Annotated in this window: 22 protein-coding genes and 1 other RNA gene; 11 read left to right on the top strand and 12 right to left on the bottom strand. The window is 62.8% G+C overall.

What is annotated here, in order from left to right:
- Positions 1 to 34: 34 nt before the first annotated feature.
- From ACN9MY_RS25695 to ACN9MY_RS25665, 7 genes are all read left to right on the top strand, one after another.
- Positions 35 to 256: a hypothetical protein gene (locus ACN9MY_RS25695; RefSeq protein ID WP_426164108.1), complete on the top strand. Its 222-nt coding sequence runs from the start codon at positions 35 to 37 to the stop codon at positions 254 to 256.
- Entirely contained in the window at positions 253 to 555 is a 303-nt protein-coding gene (locus ACN9MY_RS25690; RefSeq protein WP_057260583.1) for a cell division protein ZapA, read from the top strand. The genes ACN9MY_RS25695 and ACN9MY_RS25690 overlap by 4 nt, the downstream gene beginning before the upstream one ends.
- A 57-nt stretch (positions 556 to 612) precedes the next feature.
- Positions 613 to 793: non-coding RNA, 6S RNA (gene ssrS, locus ACN9MY_RS25685), on the top strand.
- A 65-nt stretch (positions 794 to 858) separates the two neighbouring features.
- The gene (locus ACN9MY_RS25680) at positions 859 to 1,323 is read left to right on the top strand and encodes an EVE domain-containing protein (protein ID WP_426319047.1); all 465 of its coding nucleotides are present in this window, start codon (positions 859 to 861) and stop codon (positions 1,321 to 1,323) included.
- Positions 1,323 to 2,126, top strand: a complete 804-nt coding sequence (locus ACN9MY_RS25675; protein WP_426336328.1) for a sulfite exporter TauE/SafE family protein — start codon at positions 1,323 to 1,325, stop codon at positions 2,124 to 2,126. Before ACN9MY_RS25680 ends, ACN9MY_RS25675 begins: the two co-directional genes overlap by 1 nt.
- 57 nt (positions 2,127 to 2,183) lie before the next feature.
- Complete coding sequence (locus tag ACN9MY_RS25670) at positions 2,184 to 2,750, top strand: chromate transporter (protein ID WP_426164102.1); 567 nt, start codon at positions 2,184 to 2,186, stop codon at positions 2,748 to 2,750.
- Positions 2,747 to 3,286 carry a chromate transporter gene (locus ACN9MY_RS25665; RefSeq protein WP_426164100.1) on the top strand — a complete coding sequence of 180 codons (540 nt, stop codon included), beginning with the start codon at positions 2,747 to 2,749 and terminating at the stop codon, positions 3,284 to 3,286. Before ACN9MY_RS25670 ends, ACN9MY_RS25665 begins: the two co-directional genes overlap by 4 nt.
- Here ACN9MY_RS25665 and lgt read toward each other — a convergent pair.
- Together lgt and ACN9MY_RS25655 are read right to left on the bottom strand one after the other, a co-directional pair.
- On the bottom strand, positions 3,251 to 4,072 hold the full coding sequence (lgt, locus tag ACN9MY_RS25660; protein WP_426336327.1) for a prolipoprotein diacylglyceryl transferase: 822 nt from the start codon (positions 4,070 to 4,072) through the stop codon (positions 3,251 to 3,253). The two genes, ACN9MY_RS25665 and lgt, sit on opposite strands and share 36 nt — an antisense overlap.
- Positions 4,073 to 4,969 carry a LysR family transcriptional regulator gene (locus tag ACN9MY_RS25655; RefSeq protein ID WP_426336326.1) on the bottom strand — a complete coding sequence of 299 codons (897 nt, stop codon included), beginning with the start codon at positions 4,967 to 4,969 and terminating at the stop codon, positions 4,073 to 4,075. It abuts the gene before it with no gap.
- A 90-nt stretch (positions 4,970 to 5,059) separates the two neighbouring features.
- Between ACN9MY_RS25655 and ilvD the strand changes: the two genes are divergently transcribed.
- Positions 5,060 to 6,925 (top strand): dihydroxy-acid dehydratase, encoded by a 1,866-nt coding sequence (gene ilvD / locus ACN9MY_RS25650; RefSeq protein ID WP_426319044.1) that lies wholly within the window; start codon positions 5,060 to 5,062, stop codon positions 6,923 to 6,925.
- Here ilvD and ACN9MY_RS25645 read toward each other — a convergent pair.
- The gene (locus ACN9MY_RS25645) at positions 6,903 to 7,883 is read right to left on the bottom strand and encodes a GlxA family transcriptional regulator (RefSeq protein WP_426164090.1); all 981 of its coding nucleotides are present in this window, start codon (positions 7,881 to 7,883) and stop codon (positions 6,903 to 6,905) included. The two genes, ilvD and ACN9MY_RS25645, sit on opposite strands and share 23 nt — an antisense overlap.
- A 70-nt stretch (positions 7,884 to 7,953) precedes the next feature.
- On the opposite strand from ACN9MY_RS25645, the gene ACN9MY_RS25640 reads away from it, so the two are divergent.
- Entirely contained in the window at positions 7,954 to 8,754 is an 801-nt protein-coding gene (locus ACN9MY_RS25640; protein ID WP_426319042.1) for an MBL fold metallo-hydrolase, read from the top strand.
- Here the strand turns inward: ACN9MY_RS25640 and ACN9MY_RS25635 are convergent.
- Positions 8,717 to 8,950 (bottom strand): TIGR04438 family Trp-rich protein, encoded by a 234-nt coding sequence (locus tag ACN9MY_RS25635; RefSeq protein ID WP_426164085.1) that lies wholly within the window; start codon positions 8,948 to 8,950, stop codon positions 8,717 to 8,719. The genes ACN9MY_RS25640 and ACN9MY_RS25635 overlap by 38 nt on opposite strands.
- A gap of 110 nt (positions 8,951 to 9,060) precedes the next feature.
- Here ACN9MY_RS25635 and ACN9MY_RS25630 point away from each other — a divergent pair, with 110 nt between their 5' ends.
- A complete protein-coding gene (locus ACN9MY_RS25630) occupies positions 9,061 to 9,372 on the top strand; it encodes a c-type cytochrome (protein WP_426164083.1) in 312 nt (103 codons plus the stop codon).
- Between the two features lie 59 nt (positions 9,373 to 9,431).
- Here the strand turns inward: ACN9MY_RS25630 and ACN9MY_RS25625 are convergent, their stop codons facing one another.
- From ACN9MY_RS25625 to folD, 7 genes are all read right to left on the bottom strand, one after another.
- Complete coding sequence (locus ACN9MY_RS25625) at positions 9,432 to 10,559, bottom strand: branched-chain amino acid ABC transporter substrate-binding protein (RefSeq protein ID WP_426164081.1); 1,128 nt, start codon at positions 10,557 to 10,559, stop codon at positions 9,432 to 9,434.
- Positions 10,560 to 10,646: 87 nt separating this feature from the next.
- Positions 10,647 to 11,789: a branched-chain amino acid ABC transporter substrate-binding protein gene (locus ACN9MY_RS25620; protein WP_426336325.1), complete on the bottom strand. Its 1,143-nt coding sequence runs from the start codon at positions 11,787 to 11,789 to the stop codon at positions 10,647 to 10,649.
- A 71-nt stretch (positions 11,790 to 11,860) separates the two neighbouring features.
- Entirely contained in the window at positions 11,861 to 12,229 is a 369-nt protein-coding gene (locus tag ACN9MY_RS25615; RefSeq protein WP_426336324.1) for a hypothetical protein, read from the bottom strand.
- 3 nt (positions 12,230 to 12,232) lie between these two features.
- Complete coding sequence (locus ACN9MY_RS25610; RefSeq protein WP_426336323.1) at positions 12,233 to 12,655, bottom strand: DNA polymerase III subunit chi; 423 nt, start codon at positions 12,653 to 12,655, stop codon at positions 12,233 to 12,235.
- A 16-nt stretch (positions 12,656 to 12,671) separates the two neighbouring features.
- Positions 12,672 to 13,304 carry a DUF4124 domain-containing protein gene (locus ACN9MY_RS25605; protein ID WP_426319039.1) on the bottom strand — a complete coding sequence of 211 codons (633 nt, stop codon included), beginning with the start codon at positions 13,302 to 13,304 and terminating at the stop codon, positions 12,672 to 12,674.
- 16 nt (positions 13,305 to 13,320) lie between these two features.
- Positions 13,321 to 15,393: a M3 family metallopeptidase gene (locus ACN9MY_RS25600; protein WP_426336322.1), complete on the bottom strand. Its 2,073-nt coding sequence runs from the start codon at positions 15,391 to 15,393 to the stop codon at positions 13,321 to 13,323.
- 117 nt (positions 15,394 to 15,510) lie between these two features.
- Positions 15,511 to 16,356 (bottom strand): bifunctional methylenetetrahydrofolate dehydrogenase/methenyltetrahydrofolate cyclohydrolase FolD, encoded by an 846-nt coding sequence (folD, locus tag ACN9MY_RS25595; protein WP_426319038.1) that lies wholly within the window; start codon positions 16,354 to 16,356, stop codon positions 15,511 to 15,513.
- 89 nt (positions 16,357 to 16,445) lie between these two features.
- Here folD and ACN9MY_RS25590 point away from each other — a divergent pair, with 89 nt between their 5' ends.
- Positions 16,446 to 17,207 carry an AAA family ATPase gene (locus ACN9MY_RS25590; RefSeq protein ID WP_426336321.1) on the top strand — a complete coding sequence of 254 codons (762 nt, stop codon included), beginning with the start codon at positions 16,446 to 16,448 and terminating at the stop codon, positions 17,205 to 17,207.
- On the opposite strand, the gene ACN9MY_RS25585 is transcribed toward ACN9MY_RS25590, so the two are convergent.
- On the bottom strand, positions 17,173 to 17,997 hold the full coding sequence (locus ACN9MY_RS25585; RefSeq protein ID WP_426164062.1) for a DUF2071 domain-containing protein: 825 nt from the start codon (positions 17,995 to 17,997) through the stop codon (positions 17,173 to 17,175). The genes ACN9MY_RS25590 and ACN9MY_RS25585 overlap by 35 nt on opposite strands.
- Between the last annotated feature and the right edge of the window lie 16 nt (positions 17,998 to 18,013).

Here is an 18,013-nt window from a genome sequence, read left to right as displayed (position 1 = left end):
TGACCGTGCAACCGTACGGCCATATAGTTTCGGGATGATCGCAGACTTCCAAGAACTTTCCGATAAAATCGACCGCCTGGCGGAACTCGCGCACACCTTGCGCCGTGAGAACGCTCAGTTGCGCCAGGCAAATGCAGCCCTGGTAGCCGATAATCTTGAATACCAACGCCGCCTGGGCGAAGCGCATGCCCGCGTGATGGCGCTGCTGGACAAAATCCCCGCTGCCGAAGCAGACACTCCTGAGGATGCGCAATGATCCATGTCGACGTGACCATCATGGGCCAGCCCTACAAGCTGGCATGCAAGGCCGATGAAGAACGCGCGCTGCGCGAAGCGGCCAACCTGCTCGACAAAAAGATGAGTGCCATCCGCGACGCCGGCAAAGTCAAGGGCAATGACCGCATCGCCGTGATGGCGGCGCTGGGCATGGCGGCGGAATTCCTGGCATCGAAAACTGCCAACGGCGGCCCGTCGATGCTGGAAGTGCAGGAGAAGCTGGGCGCCATGCACAAGGTGCTCGACAACGCGCTGACCCCGCAAGAGAATCTCTTCTAATTCCCAAAAATTGTCTTAAAGGCCTTTCCCGCAAAACGTTTGAGGAGTAAACTTCGTGTCACCCTGCGGTGTTCGAGATTTGCCATATATTCCTTGAACCATTTACACGCATCGGTTGCGGAAATTTGTTCGACGGGCGTGAGCGTCACTAGTCTGATGAACCCGAAGTTGAACTAACTGCAACCACCTTGAACCGTAAGGTTCGGGATGCCGGCATAACGGCACAGGCGGGGCCTCATTCCATAAAAGCGGTTGCCAGCACCCAAGGGTGCGCAACCGTTTTTTTACGCCCAGAGGAGAGCCATGCAATACTGGATGATGAAGTCTGAGCCCGACGAAGTGAGCATCGATGATGTGATGTCTGCCAAGGGCAAGACGGTGCCGTGGTTCGGCGTGCGCAATTACCAGGCCCGCAATTTCATGCGCGATGCGATGAAAGTTGGCGACGGTGTCCTGTTCTACCATTCCTCCTGTCCCGAGCCCGGTATTGCCGGCATCGCGGAAGTGGCCAGCGGGCCTTATCCCGACGCGACCCAGTTCGATCCCAAGAGCCATTATTACGATGCGAAGGCGACGCAGGAGCAGCCGCGCTGGATTTCCGTCGACGTGAAGGGCGTGCGCAAGACGCGCCTGCTGTCCCTGGCGGAAATGCGTACGCTGCCGCAGCTCGAAGACATGGTGGTGCTGCAAAAGGGCAGCCGCCTGTCGATCACGCCGGTCACGCCGGCCCAGTGGAAGCATGTGATGGCGCTGCTGAAGGGCGATTGATGGATTGGAGTCTGGTCGGCGTCCTGCTCCTGATGGGGGCGGGCGGCGGATACGCGGCGGGCTTGCTGGGGATTGGCGGCGGCATGGTGCTGGTGCCCTTCATCACCATGATCTTCACGGCCAAGGGCTTTGCGCCCGGGCTGGTGGTGCATATGGCGATTGCGACTTCGCTGGCGACGATCATGTTTACTTCCTTGTCATCGGTGCGCGCGCACCACCGGCATGGCGCCGTGCAGTGGCGCATCGTGGCGTTGCTGGCGCCGGGCATCGTGCTCGGTTCGTGGATCGGGCCCTGGATCGGCAAGCAAATGAATACTTCGGCGTTGTCGCTGCTGTTTGCGCTATTCGTCGCGTTTTCAGCGCTGCAGATGCTGCGCAACCGGAAGCCTTCCGCCGGGCGCGATTTGCCTGGCACAGCGGGCATGTTCGCTGCCGGTGGAGTGATCGGCACGCTAGCGGGGCTGGTCGGTGCGGGCGGAGGTTTTATCTCGGTGCCGTTCATGGCCTGGTGTAACGTGCGTATTCACCAGGCGGTGGCGACCAGCGCGGCGCTGGGCTTCCCGATCGCGCTGTCGGGCACCTTGTCGAATATTTACTTTGGCTGGTTCGAGCCGGGCCTGCCGCAGTATTCGCTGGGCTTTGTCTATTTGCCGGCGCTGGCCGTGATCGTGGCTGCCAGCGTGACCATGGCGCCGCTCGGCGCGCGCATGGCGCACAAGATGGATGTGGCGGCGCTCAAGCGGGTGTTTGCCGTGGTGCTGTTTGCACTGGCGGGATATATGTCCTATCACGCGTTCGCGTAGCGCATGCGTGGCGGCGCCCCGGCGGCAGCCGGACGTGCCGGCTGATTGGAGGTTGCGATGCAGGATGCACGGATCGGATGCTGGGCGCTGTTCAAGGTCTTCTCACACATGGCGATGCAGGGCTTTGGCGGCGTGTTGCCCTTTGCCTACCGCCACCTGGTTGAACGCACGCAGTGGCTGACCGCCGCTGAATTTGGCCAGCTCCTCAGCATCGCGCAGCTGCTGCCCGGGCCCACGATCTGCAACCTGTCCGTCATGGTCGGCCAGCGCTACGCCGGCGTGGCAGGCGGCTTTTCCGCGCTGGCCGGTCTCCTGCTTGGCCCATTCTTCATCGTGATCGCGCTAGGCGCGGCCTACCAGGAGCTGGCGCACCATCCGCTGTTCATCAACGCCATGCGCGGCATGGCGGCAGCGGCGTCCGGGCTGATCCTCGCGACTGCGCTCAAGCTGGCGGTCGGCATGTTGCGCGGCTCTGCGCTGCCGGCCCGCCGTGCGGTACAGGTCGCGCTGCTGGTGGCGGCTTTCATCGGCCTGGGGGTAGCCAAGGTCGGACTCATCACGGTGGTTGCCACGCTGGTGCCGATCGGCTTCCTGCTGTTTGCCTTCGTCTGGAGGAAACCATGAGCGATGACGTCAAACTGGGCGGGCTGGCATGGCACCTTGCCGTGCTGTCGCTGACGGCAATCGGCGGCGGCGTGGTGCTGGTCGCGCCGGACGTGCACCATTACGTCTCCGTGCAGAACCATTGGCTGACCGATGAACAGTTCGCCGCCATGTACGCCCTGGCGCAAGCAGCGCCCGGCCCGAACCTGCTGTTCGTCACGCTGATCGGCTGGATGATCAAGGGCTGGCTGGGCGCCGTCGTGGTTACCCTGGCGGCAATCGTGCCATCGTCTTGCCTGGTGCTGGCGCTGGGGACGGTGATCAACCGCCACGGCGGCGGGGAGGGGCGCTGGGCCGGCGCGCTGCGCGATGCGCTGGCGCCGCTGGCGGCCGGCATGCTGGCCGGCGCCGCCTGGACTTTCCTGAGCGTGGCCGGCGCCGGATGGCGCGGCATCGTGCTGGCGCTGGCCGCCGCGGCGGCGGCCTATGCGACCAAGCTGAATCCCTTGTGGCTGATTGCCTTAGGCGCGCTGGCCGGCGCGATCGGGCTGGTTTGAGCGGTAGGCCCATACCAGCATGATGATGGCGCCGATGATCATCGGCAGCGACAGCATCTGACCGGAAGTGATCGGCAGGCCGGCCACGGTGATTTCCCAGTCCGGCGTGCGGAACCACTCGGTGAAGAAACGCGCGCAGCCATACAGCAGCACGTACAGCGCACCGACCGCCAGGCGAGGGCGGGCCTTGCGCGCGAACGGCCACAGGATGCAGAACACCAGGATGCCGTCGACCAGCATCTGGTAGATGGCCGAGGGGTGGCGCGGCATTGGGCCTACGTTCGGGTAGATCATCGCCCATGGCAGGTTCGGATCGCTGACAATGCGCCCCGGCAGTTCGGCGTTGATGAAATTGCCCATGCGGCCGGCGGCATAACCGAGCGGCACCAGCGGCGCGATGAAATCATACACGTCCAGCAGGTTGCGCTTGCGTTTGCGCCCCCACAGCGCCATGCCGATCAATACGCCGAGGAAGCCGCCGTGGAAGCTCATGCCGCCTTCCCACACTTTGAAGATGCGCAGCGGCGTCAGCAGCATTTCCGGCTGGTAGAAGAACACTTCGCCCAGGCGGCCGCCAACAATGACGCCCAGCATTCCGTAGAACAGCATGTCGTCCAGGTCTTCCTTGGTCCAGCCTTGCGCGGCAATGTGCGGCTGCTTGATGCGCACGCGGCCCAAGGCGATAAACATGGCAAAGGCTAGCACGTACATCAGGCCATACCAGTGGATCGCCACAGGACCCAGGTGGACGGCGACCGGATCGGGCATTGGATGCATTAAGGGCATTCAGATTCTCTTTCTCATCAATTCCAAAAAGCCGCGCAGCACGGGCGAGGCATTGTCGCGCCGCCAGGCCAGGCCGGTTTCCACCAGCGGCGTGCTCTGGACCAGGGGCAGGTATTCCACGCCTGGCCGGCGCAAATTCGACACGGATTGTGGCACAAGTGCGATACCCATGCCAGCCGATACCAGGCTGACGATGGTCTGCATCTGGATCGCTTCCTGCCCCGCCTCGGCGGTAATGCCTGCCTCGCGGAACACGGACAGGATGGCATCGTACAGGCCGGGCGAGATATGGCGCGGGAAAATGATCAGGGGCAGGCCTGCCAGCCTGCGCAAGTCGGCGGTACGCGCCCGCGCCAGTGCAGGCAGTCCCGCAGGTGCGGCCAGCACCAGCGGTTCGCTCAGGACGGGCAGGTAGTCGAGTTCCTGGCGCGCACGGTCGGGCAGGGGCGGGATCAGCAGGCCTGCATCGACGCGGCCTTCCAGCAGATCGTCCAGTTGCAGGTCGGAGGTGGCCTCCTTCAGCGTGATCTCCACCAGCGGGAATTCAGCACGGTAGGCCTGCAATGTCGGCGGCAGCACGCTGTAGTCGGCGGACGACACGAAAGCCAGCGACAGGCGCCCGCTGGCGCCGCTGGCCGCGCGCTGCACCAGCGCGGGCAGGGCGGCAGACTGTTCGAGCATGCGGCGCGCCTCAGGCAGCAGGGCTTCGCCGGCCGCGGTCAGCGCCACGCTGCGCCGGTTACGCTCGAACAGCGGTGCGCCCAGCATCTCCTCCAGCGCCATGATGGTCTGCGACAGCGGCGGTTGCGTCATGTGGAGCCGGCGCGCGGCGCGTCCGAAATGCAGCTCCTCGGCGACCGTGGCGAAATAGCGCAGCTGGCGAAGTTCGATATTCATTCGCAAAGCATATCACAGTAGCGATTATCATATATTTGACAACTTGACAGGGGCAAGGCAATCTTAGACTCTTACTGAGGAGACCCCACCATGCCGCAATACCGTTCCTACACCACCACCCAAGGCCGCAATATGGCAGGCGCGCGCGCCCTGTGGCGTGCCACCGGCATGAAAGATGGCGATTTCAACAAACCGATCATCGCCGTGGTCAATTCCTTCACCCAATTCGTACCGGGCCACGTGCACCTGAAAGACCTGGGCCAGCTGGTTGCACGCGAGATCGAAGCAGCGGGAGGCGTAGCCAAGGAATTCAACACCATCGCCGTTGACGACGGCATCGCCATGGGCCACGGCGGCATGCTGTACTCGCTGCCCTCGCGCGACCTGATCGCCGACTCCGTCGAATACATGGTCAACGCCCACTGCGCCGACGCCATGGTGTGCATCTCGAACTGCGACAAGATCACCCCGGGCATGCTGATGGCCGCCATGCGCCTGAACATCCCTGCAGTCTTCGTCTCCGGCGGCCCGATGGAAGCGGGCAAGGTGATCAAGGCTGTCAACGGCGGCGAAAAGATCATCAAGCTGGACCTGGTCGACGCCATGATCAAGGCCGGCGACCGCACCGTATCCGATGCCGACGTGGCGGAAATCGAGCGTTCGGCCTGCCCGACCTGCGGTTCCTGCTCCGGCATGTTCACCGCCAACTCGATGAACTGCCTGACCGAAGCGCTGGGCCTGTCCCTGCCGGGCAATGGCACCATCGTCGCCACTCACAGCGACCGCAAGGAACTGTTCCTGCGCGCCGGCCGCCTGATCGTGGAAATCACCAAGCGCCACTACGAACAGGATGACTACAGCGTGCTGCCGCGCTCCATCGCCACCAAGGAGGCGTTCGAGAACGCGATGGCGCTGGACGTCTCCATGGGCGGTTCCACCAACACCGTGCTGCACCTGCTGGCAGCCGCGCACGAAGCGGGCGTGCCGTTCACCATGGCCGACATCGACCGCATCTCGCGCAAGGTGCCATGCCTGTGCAAGGTTGCGCCGATGACCGACAAGTTCCACATCGAAGACGTGCATCGCGCCGGCGGCATCATCTCCATCCTCGGCGAACTTGCGCGCGCCGGCCTGCTGGACACCACCCAGCACACCGTGCACAGCCCGACCATGGGCGACGCCATCGAAAAATATGACATCAAGCGCAGCGACGACGCTGCTGTGCACCAGCTGTTCCGCGCCGCACCGGGCGGGGTCCCGACCCAGGTGGCGTTCTCGCAATCCGAACGCTATGCCTCCTCGGACCTGGACCGCAGCAGCGGCTGCATCCGCGACCTGGAGCACGCTTACTCGAAGGACGGCGGCCTGGCGGTCCTGTACGGAAACATCGCCGAAAAGGGCTGCATCGTGAAGACCGCCGGCGTGGATGAATCGATCCTGAAATTCAGCGGCAAGGCACGCGTGTTCGAAAGCCAGGACGCTGCGGTGGAAGGCATCCTGGGCGACACCGTGCATGAAGGCGACGTGGTCATCATCCGCTACGAAGGCCCCAAAGGCGGCCCGGGCATGCAGGAAATGCTGTACCCGACCTCGTACATCAAGTCGAAAGGCCTGGGCAAGGCATGCGCGCTGTTCACCGACGGCCGCTTCTCCGGCGGCTCGTCCGGTCTGGTGATCGGCCATGCCTCGCCGGAAGCGGCCGAAGGCGGCGCGATCGGCCTGGTGGAAGAGGGCGACATGATCGACATCGACATCCCGGCGCGCACCATCAACCTGCGCGTGACGCCGGAGACGCTGGCACAGCGCCGCGCCGCAATGGAAGCCCGCGGCGCCGACGCCTGGAAACCGGTGGATCGCGAGCGCTACGTCTCGCAAGCCCTGCAAGCCTACGCCGCGCTGACCACCTCCGCCGACCGCGGCGCCGTGCGCGATCTCAGCCAGCTCGCTCGCAAATAAAAAGTCTGCTGAAGCTAGTTCGGTACTGGGTCGGGGTGAGGGCGGTGAGGTCTTTGAACATGCGCCGCATGCCTGAGTCGCTGCTGAAGCCTAGCTCGATGCTGATCGTGCTGGCGGATGCCTTGGTGTAAATCAGGCGCTCGCTTACTTGCCGCAACTTGATGCGGCGGATGTAGGCAGCAGCCGGCATGTCGCTCGCTGCCAGCACTTTGCGGGCGAGCGTTCTTTCCGTCGTATGCATCTCGGCCGCTACACGCGCCACGGTGGCTTCGCTGGCCGGCAGTCGCTCGACGGCCAGGTGCAGCGTGCGCAGCATGGCGTCCTGTTGCTCGATCAGGTCGAGCATGTGAAAGGTGTGGTGGGTCCTTTCCTCCGGCCGCGGCAACACCATCAACCTTGCCAGTTCACGATAGGCTTCCTTGCCTAGCTTGGCCTCAATCAGTGACTGAATGATGGGCAGATGGCCGTTGACGCCCGATGCGGTGGCGGTACGCTCGTTAACTGCCAGCGTGCGCTCGAATTGCCAGCGCACCTTGGGGAAGCTTGTTGTGGCGTAATCGGCGAGCCACCAGGTGAGGGTTGCCGTTTGCCTGTCCAGCCGGCCCGTTGCGGCGGCGAGGCATACGCCGGTGCAGTAGGCCCAGAGCTGCACGCGACGCGGCAGCGCGGCAAGCGCGGCGACGAGGCCTGCGCTGGCGTCCAGGGTGCGCGCGGCCTGGCCCAGGGACTGGCCCCAGAAGCCTGGCACCAGCAAAGCATCGACTGCCGCTTCTTCCAGCGCTATCGCGGCGTGCAGGTGCTGGGCGTGTGCGCATTCGACCTTGCCGGCGCGGGCGGCGACAAAGACCGGTTCAAACAGCGGCTTGCCGGCCCGCAGGTTGGCGGCGTGCAGCAAGTCCATCGCGGCAAACAAGCCGGCAGGCAGGCAATTCGGGTAGAGCAGGAGGCCGATGCGCATGGCGGGAAATGGATGGATTGTGTCGGATCCCGCCATTGTAGGGCGAGCCGCCCGGGCGCACAATTTCGGCATGAAGATCACTCAACTTCGCAACGCGACGGCCATTATCGAGTTTGGCCCATACAAAATACTCGTGGACCCCATGCTGGCGCCAAAGGGCGCGCTGCCGCCGCTCAAGCTGCTGGGGGAAAGGCTGCGCAATCCGGTCGTCGAGCTGCCGCCGCTGACGGAAGGCATGCTGGAAACGGTCACGCACTGCCTGATCACGCACTGCCAGAAAGGCCACTTCGACCACCTGGACCGCGCCGCCAAAGCCTGGCTACGCGGCAAGCAGATCCCCGTCATCTGCACGCCGCATGATGAGGGACACCTGCTCCAGCGCGGCCTGAACGTGCAGCCGCTGGCGCCGGGCCATCACGAACCCCAGCCCTTCCTTGAAGGGCGTATCAGGACCGTGAACTGCCGCCACGGCAAAGGCCTGGTCAGCCTGATGATGGAACACGGCGTGGGCTACTTCATCGAGATGCCCGGTGAGCCGAGCCTGTACCTGTCGGGCGACACCATCCTGACGCAGGAAGTGCTGGATTTCCTGGCGCTGCACCAGCCCGACGTCAGCGTCGTACCGGCAGGCGGCGCCAGGTTCGACCTGGGCCACGAAATCATCATGGGAATCGAAGAGGTGCTGCAGTTCGCCCGCGTCACGAAGGGCATCGTGGTGGCGAACCATCTTGAAGCCTTGAGCCACTGCCCGGTTCAGCGGGCAGCGCTACAGGAACAGGCGCTGCGTGCAGGCCTGGCCGGCCGCGTCGTCGTGCCCGCGGATGGCGAAACCCTTACTTACGCTTCTTCAGGTCGTCGAACGCCTTCTTGACGCGATCCTTGCGGCGCTGCTCGTCGACGTTGTGGGCCTTGCGCTTGTCGAGGCCCAGCATCGGCTCGATCACTTCGAAAAAGACAAAGGCAATGGCCATGATGCCGCCGATCCACCACCACGACAGGTCGGCGAACTTCCAGACTTCAAAGTACTTCAGTGCCACGAGGGCGATAATCAATAAGATAATGGGCATGGAAAACTCCTTAGTATTCCATCATAGCAATATCCGGCTAACGGTCAACCCATAATACGCAGTGCGCGTTGTGGAGTAGAATTGTGTCAGTTTTTTTCCTGGAGATGAAAATGAAACGTTCACTGTTGGTTGGTTTCCTGGTTACCGCGGCTTTCTCGTCGCAGGCTGCTTTCGCAAACGCTGACCTGGCCAAGGCCAAGAACTGCATGGCTTGCCACGCAGTGGCCACCAAGCTGGTTGGCCCGGCTTACAAGGATGTCGCTGCCAAGTACGCCGGCCAGAAAGATGCTGAAGCCAAGCTGGTTGCGAAAGTCATGAAGGGCGGTTCCGGCGTCTGGGGCGCAGTCCCGATGCCAGCCAACCCGCAGGTAAGCGAGGCGGAAGCCAAGACCCTGGTGAAATGGGTCCTGTCCCAGAAATGACGTAAAAAAAATGGGGACGTACCCCATTTTTCAAAGAAAAAGGGGTACGTCCCCTTTTTTTATTTGATTACTTCGATGCGCGTTTTCTTGTCGGCCTTGTAGCCGAACAGCGTCAGCGCGCCATCCTTGATATCCCCCTTGGCGTCGAAGGCGATGGTGCCGCTGATGCCGTCATGCCTGACCTTCTTCAGGAAGGGCAGGTACTTGGCCGGGTCGGTCGACTTGGCATCGGCCATGGCGTGGGCAATTGCCATCGTTGCATCGTAGGCGTACGGGGCGTAGATCTGCACGTCGTAGCCGTAGCGTTTCTTGAAGCGGCCGGCAAATTCGTCCAGTTTTTTCTCCTGCTCCGGCGTCACGCCGCCGGCTTCCGCGCACACCACCACGTCGTCGGCGCCGCCCGACAGTTTCGGCAGCGCTTCGGTGCAGATGCCGTCGCCGCCCATCAGCTTGGCCTTGATGCCGAGCGCCTTCATCTGGCGCAGCAGCGGGCCGCCCACCGAGTCCATGCCGCCGAAGAACACCAGGTCCGGGTTCCTGGACCGGATCGAGGTCAGGATGGCGTTGAAATCGGTCGACTTGTCGGTGGTGAACTGCTTGTCCACGATCTGCACGCCGGCGCCTTTCTTGGCTTCCTTCAGGAATTCGGCTGCCACGCCCTGGCCGTAGGCGGTGCGATCGTCGATCACGGCGATGCGCTTGGCGCCCAGTTTCTGCGTGGCGTACTTGCCCAGCGAGCTGCCCAGCTTGAAGTCGTTCGCCACCACGCGGAAGGTGGTGTTGAAGCCCTGGTTGGTGTACACCGGGCTGGTGGACGAAGCCGAAATCTGCGGGATGCCGGCGTCGTAGTAGATCTTGGATGCCGGAATGGTGGTGCCTGAATTCTGGTGGCCGATCACGCCCTGTACCTTGGCGTCGACCAGCTTCTGCGCTGCCGAAGTACCCTGTTTGGGGTCACCGGCATCGTCTTCCGACACCATCTCGAACTTGACCGCCTTGCCGTTGACCTTGAATCCCTTGGCGTTCAAGTCTTCCACCGCCATGCGCACGCCGCTCTGGTTGTCCTTGCCCAGGTGGGCGGACTGGCCGGACAGCGGCCCGACGTAGCCGATCTTGACCACTTCCTGGGCGCTCGCGGCGCCAGCAAAGGCCAAGGCGATGGCTGCGATGATGGTTTTGGTTTGCATTGCACTTTCTCCTGAAACGAAAACGGGCCGCCATGCTGGCTGGCGGCCCACGGGCTCCCCCCCGATAATTCTCGCGTACTGCGTTGGTTACTTGACCACTTCCATCTTGGTCTTGATGCCGCCCTTGTAAGTGAACAGGGTCAACGCACCATCCTTGATGTCGCCGAACGGGTCGAACTCGATCAGGCCGGTCACGCCCTGGTGCTTGATCTTGGCCAGCACCGGCAGGTACTTGGCCGGCTCGGACGAATTGGCTTTTTCCATGGCGTCGGCCATGGTCATGATGGCGTCGTAGACGTACGGTGCGTACAACTGAACTTCCTGGCCGTACTTCTTCTTGTAGCGGGCACGGAAGTCGTCCATGTTCTTCTGCATGTCGGCAGTCACGCCGCCGGCTTCGGCGCAGGTGACTACGCCATCGGCGGCAGCGCCGGCGGACAGGCGGTACAGCGCATCGGTACAGACGCCGTCGCCGCCCATGAATTTGGCATTGATGCCCAGCGCCTTCATCTGGCGCAGCAGCGGGCCGCCGACCGAGTCCATGCCGCCGAAGAACACCAGGTCCGGATTCTTGGACTTGATGTTGGTCAGGATGGCGTTGAAGTCGGTGGCATTGGCGTTGGTGAATTCCTTGCCGACCACTTGCACGCCCGGCAGGGCTTTCTTGGCGCCTTTGACGAATTCGTCGGCCACGCCCTGGCCGTAAGCGGTGCGGTCGTCGATCACGGCGATCTTCTTGGCGCCCAGGTTCTTCACCGCATAGGCGCCGAGGGTGCCGCCCAGCTTGTTGTCGTTGGCAACTACGCGGAATGCGGTGTTGAACTTCTGCTTGGTGTACACCGGCGAGGTGGCGGCCGGCGAAATTTGCGGGATGCCGGCGTCGTAGTAGATCTTGGAGGCCGGGATGGTGGTGCCGGAGTTCAGGTGGCCGATCACGCCCTGGACCTTGGCGTCCACCAGCTTTTGCGCGGCGGTGGTGCCCTGTTTCGGGTCGCCCGCATCGTCTTCGAACTGCACCACGAACTTGACTGGCTTGCCGCCGATCTTGACGCCCTTGGCGGTCAAGTCTTCAACGGCCATGCGGGCGCCGTTTTCCATGTCCTTGCCCAGGTGCGAATTAGGGCCCGATACCGGGGCGACGTGGCCAATCTTGATAGTGTCCTGTGCGTAGGCGCTGCCGGCAAATACCAGGGCAAGGGCGACAGGGATGAACTTGTTCTTGAACTGCATCGGGGGCTCCAGTCAAAAAGTCGGATTTGCCAGAGAAAATACAACAAAATCCCCGAATGGCAAAGAGGGAATTATTTCTGGCGGGTGGAACTGGCCTGCAGGTGCGTGATTTCCTGCTGCACGGCGCGGGTGACGATCTTGCCGATGGTGTCGTGCAGGCCATCGCGGATTTCCGCCGTCAGGGCATGCAGGGCATGTTCCAGGACTTCGGCCATGCTGTCCTTGATGCGTTGCTCCAGCACGAAATCGACGCGGTTCGACAACTGCTGCAGCACCTGCTCGGAGACGCGGCGCTGCAGCGCTTCCCAGTCCAATGCATCGCCCGGCGCGGGTTGCGCTTCGTCGGCCGGCGCCGCAGCAACGGCGGACGCCGGCGGCGGCGCCTCGTCGTTCATGATTTCGGTCAGGACCGGGATGCTGGCGTCAAAAGGCTGGTTCATTAACTACTTGCCTACAGTGAGGTGTTTGAGCGGGAAATCCTGGCGTTTGTAGGCAGCATAGCGCAGGCGGCCCGCCGCTGCATCGTCCTCGTCGGAGGAGATGACTTCGATCAAACGCGGAAACGCCTCGAACTGCGCAGGAGCGCGGCGCGCCAGGTTGACCAGCAGGCCGGCTTCCGGCAGTTCTGTCGTGTCGCTGTCGGCCAGCACGATGGCGGAATCGGGCGCCAGCGGATCGTTGGCGTGGGCGTGCGGCAGGAAGTCGATGGCGGAGAAGGTCCACAGGGCCTTGTCCAGCTGCGCCAGTTGCGCTGCGTCTTCGGTCATCACGACGATGCGCGGCGTGCTGGCGTAGGCTTTGCGCAGCAGGCGGCAGGCATAGGCAACCTTGTCCGGCACGCCGCTGTGGAAATCGATCTGCGTCATCGTTTCTTGATGCGTCTCAGAAGCGGAAGTTCGGCGGCGCGTTTTTAGGCGTTTCGCGTTCGCGGCGAGCCTTCTCCGCAGCGGCTGCTGCGCGGTCGGCTTCCGCCTTGCTGGCGGCGACTTCCTCGGCGCTCGGAGCGCGCGGCGGCGCGGCCGGCGCAGGCGGCGGGTTCGAATAACCCGGCGGCAGCATCTTCTCGGTCGGGTAGCCGGCCTGGGTCAGCGCGCTATCCCAGGCACCTTGCTCGAAGCCGATCTGGCGCGTGCGCCCGACCAGCAGGAACGGCACCTGGCCTTCGCTGCCGGCCTTTTTCATGGCATCGAAGTCGTCGTTGGTGGAGACCGTCTTTTCGCGGTACGGAATGCCGCGGTTGGCCAGCAGGGTGCGGGCCATATTGCAGCCGGCGCCGCAGTTGGGGGTGGTGTACAGCACTACCGGACGGGCACGCACGGCCTCCGCCAGTTCGGCCGGCAACTCGGCGCCGCCGGCGCCGGCGGTGTTGTAGTTCTTTACTTCCGCCTTCTTGGCGGTGGCTGGCGGCGGCGTCTCCGTAAAGTGGGTGACGCCTTTTTCGTCCTTCCACTTGTACATCTGGGCGTGCGCCGCGCTGGCAGTCAGCAGCAGCAAAAGCAGGGCAGCGCGTTTCATTGACTTTCTATCTCCATTAAGCCGCCATGCCGCTGTGGCGCAGCAGGGCGTCGATGCTCGGCTCACGGCCGCGGAATGCGGTAAACGACTCCAGCGCCGGGCGCGAACCGCCGACGGCCAGGATCTCCTGCTGGAAGCGTTTACCAGTTTCTGTGGACAGTTTGCCGCCGTCCAGCGCCGCCGCTTCCTCGAAGGCTGCGTAGGCGTCGGCAGACAATACTTCCGCCCACTTATAGCTATAGTATCCCGCCGCATAGCCTCCGGCAAAGATATGGCCGAAGGAATGTTGGAATCGGTTGAAACTTGGCGGGATGATAACGGCAAACTTGCGGCGCACTTCGTCGATCACGTCCTGCACCGATTTGGCGCCGGATGGCTGGAAATCGTAGTGCAGCAGCATGTCGAGCAGGGCGAATTCCACCTGGCGCAGGGTCTGCAGGCCGGACTGGAAGTTCTTGGCGGCCAGCATGCGGTCGTACAGGGCGCGCGGCAGCGGCAGGCCGCTCTTCACGTGGGCGCTCATATGGCTCAGCACATCCCATTCCCAGCAGAAGTTCTCCATGAACTGCGACGGCAGCTCGACAGCATCCCATTCGACGCCGGAAATGCCGGACACCGCCAGCTCTTCAACCTGGGTCAGCATGTGGTGCAGGCCATGGCCGAATTCGTGGAACAGCGTGATCACTTCATCGTGGGTGAACAGCGATGGCTGCGGCACGCCGTCCACCACCAGCGGTTCGGTGAAATTGCAGGTCAGGTAGGCGACCGGAGTTTGCAGCTCGCCGTTCTTGATGCGGCGGCCGCGCGCGTCGTCCATCCAGGCGCCGCCGCTCTTGCCTTCGCGGGCGTACAGGTCCAGGTAGAACTGGCCTACCAGCACGCCATCGCGTTCGATGCTGTAGAAGCGCACGTCCTTGTGCCAGACCGGCGCGCTGTCCGGGCGGATGCTGACGCCGAACAGGGTTTGCACCAGCTTGAACAGGCCGTCGACCACTTTGTGTTCGGGGAAGTACTGCTTCACTTCCTGCGCCGAGAAGGAGTACAGGTGCTGCTGCAGCTTTTCGGAAGCGTAGGGCAGGTCCCACGATTGCAGGTTGTCGATGCCCAGCTCCTTGCTGGCGTAGGCCTGCAGTTCGGCCAGGTCTTTCTCGGCGAAGGGGCGAGCGCGTTTGGCCAGGTCTTCCAGGAATTCGATGACCTGTTCCGGCGACTTGGCCATTTTCGGCACCAGCGAGACTTCGGCGAAGTTCTTGTAGCCGAGCAGGCCGGCTTCTTCGGCACGCAGTTTCAGCAGGGTGGCGATATTGGCGGTGTTGTCCCAGTCTTCGCGCTTGCTGAACGCATCGCCCAGCTCGGAAGCCTTGGTGGCGTTGGCCCGGTAGACCTTTTCGCGCAGCGCGCGGTTGTCGCAGAACTGCAGGATCGGGTAATAGGAAGGGAAGTGCAGGGTGAACAGCCAGCCTTGTTTGCCTTCCTTTTCGGCCAGCGCCTTGGCGGCAGCCTTGGAATCGTCGGGCAGGCCGCGCAGTTCGGCTTCGTCCTCGACCAGCAGTTTCCAGTCATTGGTGGCGTCCAGCACGTTCTCGCTGAAGCGGGTGCTGGTGGCGGCGTGTTCTTCCTGGATCGCAGCGAAGCGTTCCTTCTTGTCGGCCGGCAGTTCGGCGCCGCCCATGCGGAAGTCGCGGATCGCGTTGTCGACGATGCGCTGGCGTGCCGGTGACAGGGTGGCGAATTCCGCGCTGGCGCGCAAGGCCTTGTATTTGGCGAACAGCGCCTCGTTCTGGGCCAGGGCGGTCCAGAACTCGGTCACTTTCGGCAGGTTTTCGTTGTAGGTGGCGCGCAGCTCGGGCGTATCCACCACGTTGTTCAGGTGACTGACGATGCCCCAGGCGCGGCCCAGCAGCTCGGTGGAATTCTCCAGCGGGGTGACGAAGTTATCCCAGGTTACCTGGTCGCTTGGCGCTTCCAGTTGCGCCACGGCAGCGCGGTTCTTTTCAAGCAGGTGCTCGATTGCGGGAGTGACGTGTTCGGGCTTGATCGCATCGAAACGCGGCAAGCCGCTAAAGTCCAGCAGGGGATTGTCAGTCATTCTTAACTCCTCAATAACCGTAAAAGCAGTGCCAGACCCGCAGGGTCAGGCACTGGTAACGCGGCGGCCGCGTGCCGAAGGTGCCAGACCCCGTGGGTCTGGCACCGGTTTACCGGTTTAAACGCGCTCCGCCGATTCAATAGTATTCATCAGCAGCATGGTAATGGTCATCGGACCTACACCACCCGGCACCGGCGTGATATGAGAGGCCACTTCCTTGATGCCCGCAAAGTCCACGTCGCCGCACAGTTTGCCGTTCTCATCGCGGTTGATGCCCACGTCGATCACGATGGCGCCCGGCTTCACCATATCAGCAGTCAGGGTATTGCGGCGGCCAGTTGCTGCCACCACGATGTCTGCCTGGCGGGTGTGATAGCCCAGGTCCGCCGTTCCGCTATGGCAGATGGTGACGGTGGCGTTAGCTTGCAAGAGCAGCAGGCCCATTGGCTTGCCAACGGTGTTGGAGCGGCCAATCACGACAGCATGCTTGCCCTTCAGCGTAACGCCGGTCGATTCGATCAGCTTCATGCAGCCGTAAGGCGTGCATGGCAGGAAGCCTTCCAGGCCGGTCATCAGTTCGCCGGCGCTCAGCACGGAATAGCCGTCCACGTCCTTGGTCGTAGCGATGGCCTCGATCACCTTGTGCGGGTCGATGTGCTTGGGCAGCGGCATCTGCACCAGGATGCCATGGATGCTTGGGTCGGCATTCAGGGTGGCGATGCGTTCGAGCAGGGCTTGCTCGGTCATGTCTGCAGCGTATTGCTCTTTCACGGAGCGGATGCCGGCGTCTTCGCATGCCTTGACCTTGTTGCGCACGTAGACATGGCTGGCCTGGTCGTCGCCGACCAGGATCACGGCCAGGCCGGGCTGTTTGCCCTTGGCGGTCAGTGCGGCGGCGCGGGAAGCGATTTCAGCGCGCAGTTTTTGGGAGAGTGCTACTCCGTCGATCAGTTGTGCAGACATGATTGCTTGGATTGGTGGAATGGAAAGTCGCCATTATAAATGGTGGCGGCCTTGTCCTGCACTGCACATGATTGTAAGCTTGCCAATAAATGATCTCTTACCAGTTCCTGATTGATGTCCAGCTGCGCCCGGACAAGACGCCCGATTTCTCGGCTTACCCCTTCTGCCTGCCCGCCGTGCGCCACCTCGGCCGCCTCGAATTCGACCCGGCAGTGACGTTTATCGTCGGCGAAAACGGCTCGGGAAAATCGACTTTGCTGGAGGGGCTGGCCGTGGCACTGGGCTTCAACGCAGAAGGCGGCAGCAAGAATTTCAACTTCGGCACCCGTGTCTCACATTCGTGCCTGCATGAGTACCTGCGCGTTGCACGTGGCGTGCGCAAGCCACGGGATGGCTATTTCCTCCGTGCGGAGAGCTTCTTCAATGTCGCGACCGAAATTGAGAATATGGACCGGATCCCGGCTCCTGCGCCGCCGGTCATCGATTCCTATGGCGGTGTTTCCCTGCATGAGCAGTCGCATGGGGAATCGTTCCTGGCGCTGCTGGAGAAGCGTTTCGGCGGCAAAGGCCTGTACATCCTGGACGAACCGGAAGCCGCGCTGTCGCCGCAACGCCAGTTGCGGGCATTGAAGCGCATCCACCAACTGGTGCAGGGCGGCTCACAATTCGTGATCGCGACCCATTCGCCGATCCTGATGGCCTATCCGGAAGCCAGCATCTTCGTCTGCACGCCGGATGGAATACGCCAGCGTGCTTATGAGGACACCGAACACTACGAAGTGATGCACGACTTCATGGCCAACCCGCGCGGTGCGCTCAAGACGCTGCTAGAGACTCCGAAAGAACCCTGAACTTCACGCGCGGCACGGCGAAGCAGAATGGGCTGCCCGCGTCGGCGCCAGCCATCGGGCAGTTCACCGATTCCGCCTCCAGCGGCAGCACTTCATCGAGCGGAATTGGCAGGCTGATTTCCGATTCCGCCATGCGGCCAGTGCCCGGAACCTCGATCATTGCCATGTGCTGGCATGCGAGGAAGCCGACTGCCTCGTCCCAGTTTGCGAAAGCGCCGGCCAGGCCCGGCGGCAGGGCGCGCTGCGCTCTTACTCGGGTCCGGGCCTTCAGCAGCGGCGCGCTGCCGGCTCCGGGCTCGATGCTGGTGGAGTATTCATCGCCATCGCGCGCATGGACAAACCGTGCAGGCAAATGCGTCGGCAGAATATCGCTGAATATGCGCGTGCCGAGAGCATGAAGCGTGCTATCCATGATATTCCGCACGAAATACACCTTGCCCGGTTCCTCCAGATAGAAGCGCCAGTTGCTTTGCAGGGGCGATGGCATCAGGCGGCGTGTTGCTCCCGCCAGCGCCGGACCGAAATGGCCATGGCGATAGGTAAGGACGCTGAACGGCGTGAGGCCATTGCGCTGCCACAAGCGCACGCCTGCCGGCACCATGGCCTGCGCAGTCGCGGCATCCATCATCCAGGTCAGGTAAACGACGTCGCGCACATCGCTTTCAAGGGTCAGGAACGGCAGGCGCGAAAACACCGCGCGGCGGGCGCTGGCGATGCGTCGGGAATTTGCGAGGCGGGCGAGCAGGCGGCCGGGAAGTCCCGGCGTTGGATGAATGTAATTGTTGGTCATATCACGATATCATAGG

This window comes from Pseudoduganella sp. R-31 (genome assembly GCF_049913235.1).
Classification (GTDB): domain Bacteria; phylum Pseudomonadota; class Gammaproteobacteria; order Burkholderiales; family Burkholderiaceae_D; genus Rugamonas.
Note: the sequence above shows the minus strand (reverse complement) of the source record. Positions and strands in the feature narration are given on the sequence as shown.

What these genes read in the sequence shown, in the direction of transcription:
- ACN9MY_RS25695 (WP_426164108.1), top strand. Translation starts at nt 35, where the DNA reads ATGATCGCAGACTTCCAAGAACTTTCCGATAAAATCGACCGCCTGGCG.
- ACN9MY_RS25690 (WP_057260583.1), top strand. Translation starts at nt 253, where the DNA reads ATGATCCATGTCGACGTGACCATCATGGGCCAGCCCTACAAGCTGGCA.
- ACN9MY_RS25680 (WP_426319047.1), top strand. Translation starts at nt 859, where the DNA reads ATGCAATACTGGATGATGAAGTCTGAGCCCGACGAAGTGAGCATCGAT.
- ACN9MY_RS25675 (WP_426336328.1), top strand. Translation starts at nt 1,323, where the DNA reads ATGGATTGGAGTCTGGTCGGCGTCCTGCTCCTGATGGGGGCGGGCGGC.
- ACN9MY_RS25670 (WP_426164102.1), top strand. Translation starts at nt 2,184, where the DNA reads ATGCAGGATGCACGGATCGGATGCTGGGCGCTGTTCAAGGTCTTCTCA.
- ACN9MY_RS25665 (WP_426164100.1), top strand. Translation starts at nt 2,747, where the DNA reads ATGAGCGATGACGTCAAACTGGGCGGGCTGGCATGGCACCTTGCCGTG.
- lgt (WP_426336327.1), bottom strand. Translation starts at nt 4,072, where the DNA reads ATGCCCTTAATGCATCCAATGCCCGATCCGGTCGCCGTCCACCTGGGT.
- ACN9MY_RS25655 (WP_426336326.1), bottom strand. Translation starts at nt 4,969, where the DNA reads ATGAATATCGAACTTCGCCAGCTGCGCTATTTCGCCACGGTCGCCGAG.
- ilvD (WP_426319044.1), top strand. Translation starts at nt 5,060, where the DNA reads ATGCCGCAATACCGTTCCTACACCACCACCCAAGGCCGCAATATGGCA.
- ACN9MY_RS25645 (WP_426164090.1), bottom strand. Translation starts at nt 7,883, where the DNA reads ATGCGCATCGGCCTCCTGCTCTACCCGAATTGCCTGCCTGCCGGCTTG.
- ACN9MY_RS25640 (WP_426319042.1), top strand. Translation starts at nt 7,954, where the DNA reads ATGAAGATCACTCAACTTCGCAACGCGACGGCCATTATCGAGTTTGGC.
- ACN9MY_RS25635 (WP_426164085.1), bottom strand. Translation starts at nt 8,950, where the DNA reads ATGCCCATTATCTTATTGATTATCGCCCTCGTGGCACTGAAGTACTTT.
- ACN9MY_RS25630 (WP_426164083.1), top strand. Translation starts at nt 9,061, where the DNA reads ATGAAACGTTCACTGTTGGTTGGTTTCCTGGTTACCGCGGCTTTCTCG.
- ACN9MY_RS25625 (WP_426164081.1), bottom strand. Translation starts at nt 10,559, where the DNA reads ATGCAAACCAAAACCATCATCGCAGCCATCGCCTTGGCCTTTGCTGGC.
- ACN9MY_RS25620 (WP_426336325.1), bottom strand. Translation starts at nt 11,789, where the DNA reads ATGCAGTTCAAGAACAAGTTCATCCCTGTCGCCCTTGCCCTGGTATTT.
- ACN9MY_RS25615 (WP_426336324.1), bottom strand. Translation starts at nt 12,229, where the DNA reads ATGAACCAGCCTTTTGACGCCAGCATCCCGGTCCTGACCGAAATCATG.
- ACN9MY_RS25610 (WP_426336323.1), bottom strand. Translation starts at nt 12,655, where the DNA reads ATGACGCAGATCGATTTCCACAGCGGCGTGCCGGACAAGGTTGCCTAT.
- ACN9MY_RS25605 (WP_426319039.1), bottom strand. Translation starts at nt 13,304, where the DNA reads ATGAAACGCGCTGCCCTGCTTTTGCTGCTGCTGACTGCCAGCGCGGCG.
- ACN9MY_RS25600 (WP_426336322.1), bottom strand. Translation starts at nt 15,393, where the DNA reads ATGACTGACAATCCCCTGCTGGACTTTAGCGGCTTGCCGCGTTTCGAT.
- folD (WP_426319038.1), bottom strand. Translation starts at nt 16,356, where the DNA reads ATGTCTGCACAACTGATCGACGGAGTAGCACTCTCCCAAAAACTGCGC.
- ACN9MY_RS25590 (WP_426336321.1), top strand. Translation starts at nt 16,446, where the DNA reads ATGATCTCTTACCAGTTCCTGATTGATGTCCAGCTGCGCCCGGACAAG.
- ACN9MY_RS25585 (WP_426164062.1), bottom strand. Translation starts at nt 17,997, where the DNA reads ATGACCAACAATTACATTCATCCAACGCCGGGACTTCCCGGCCGCCTG.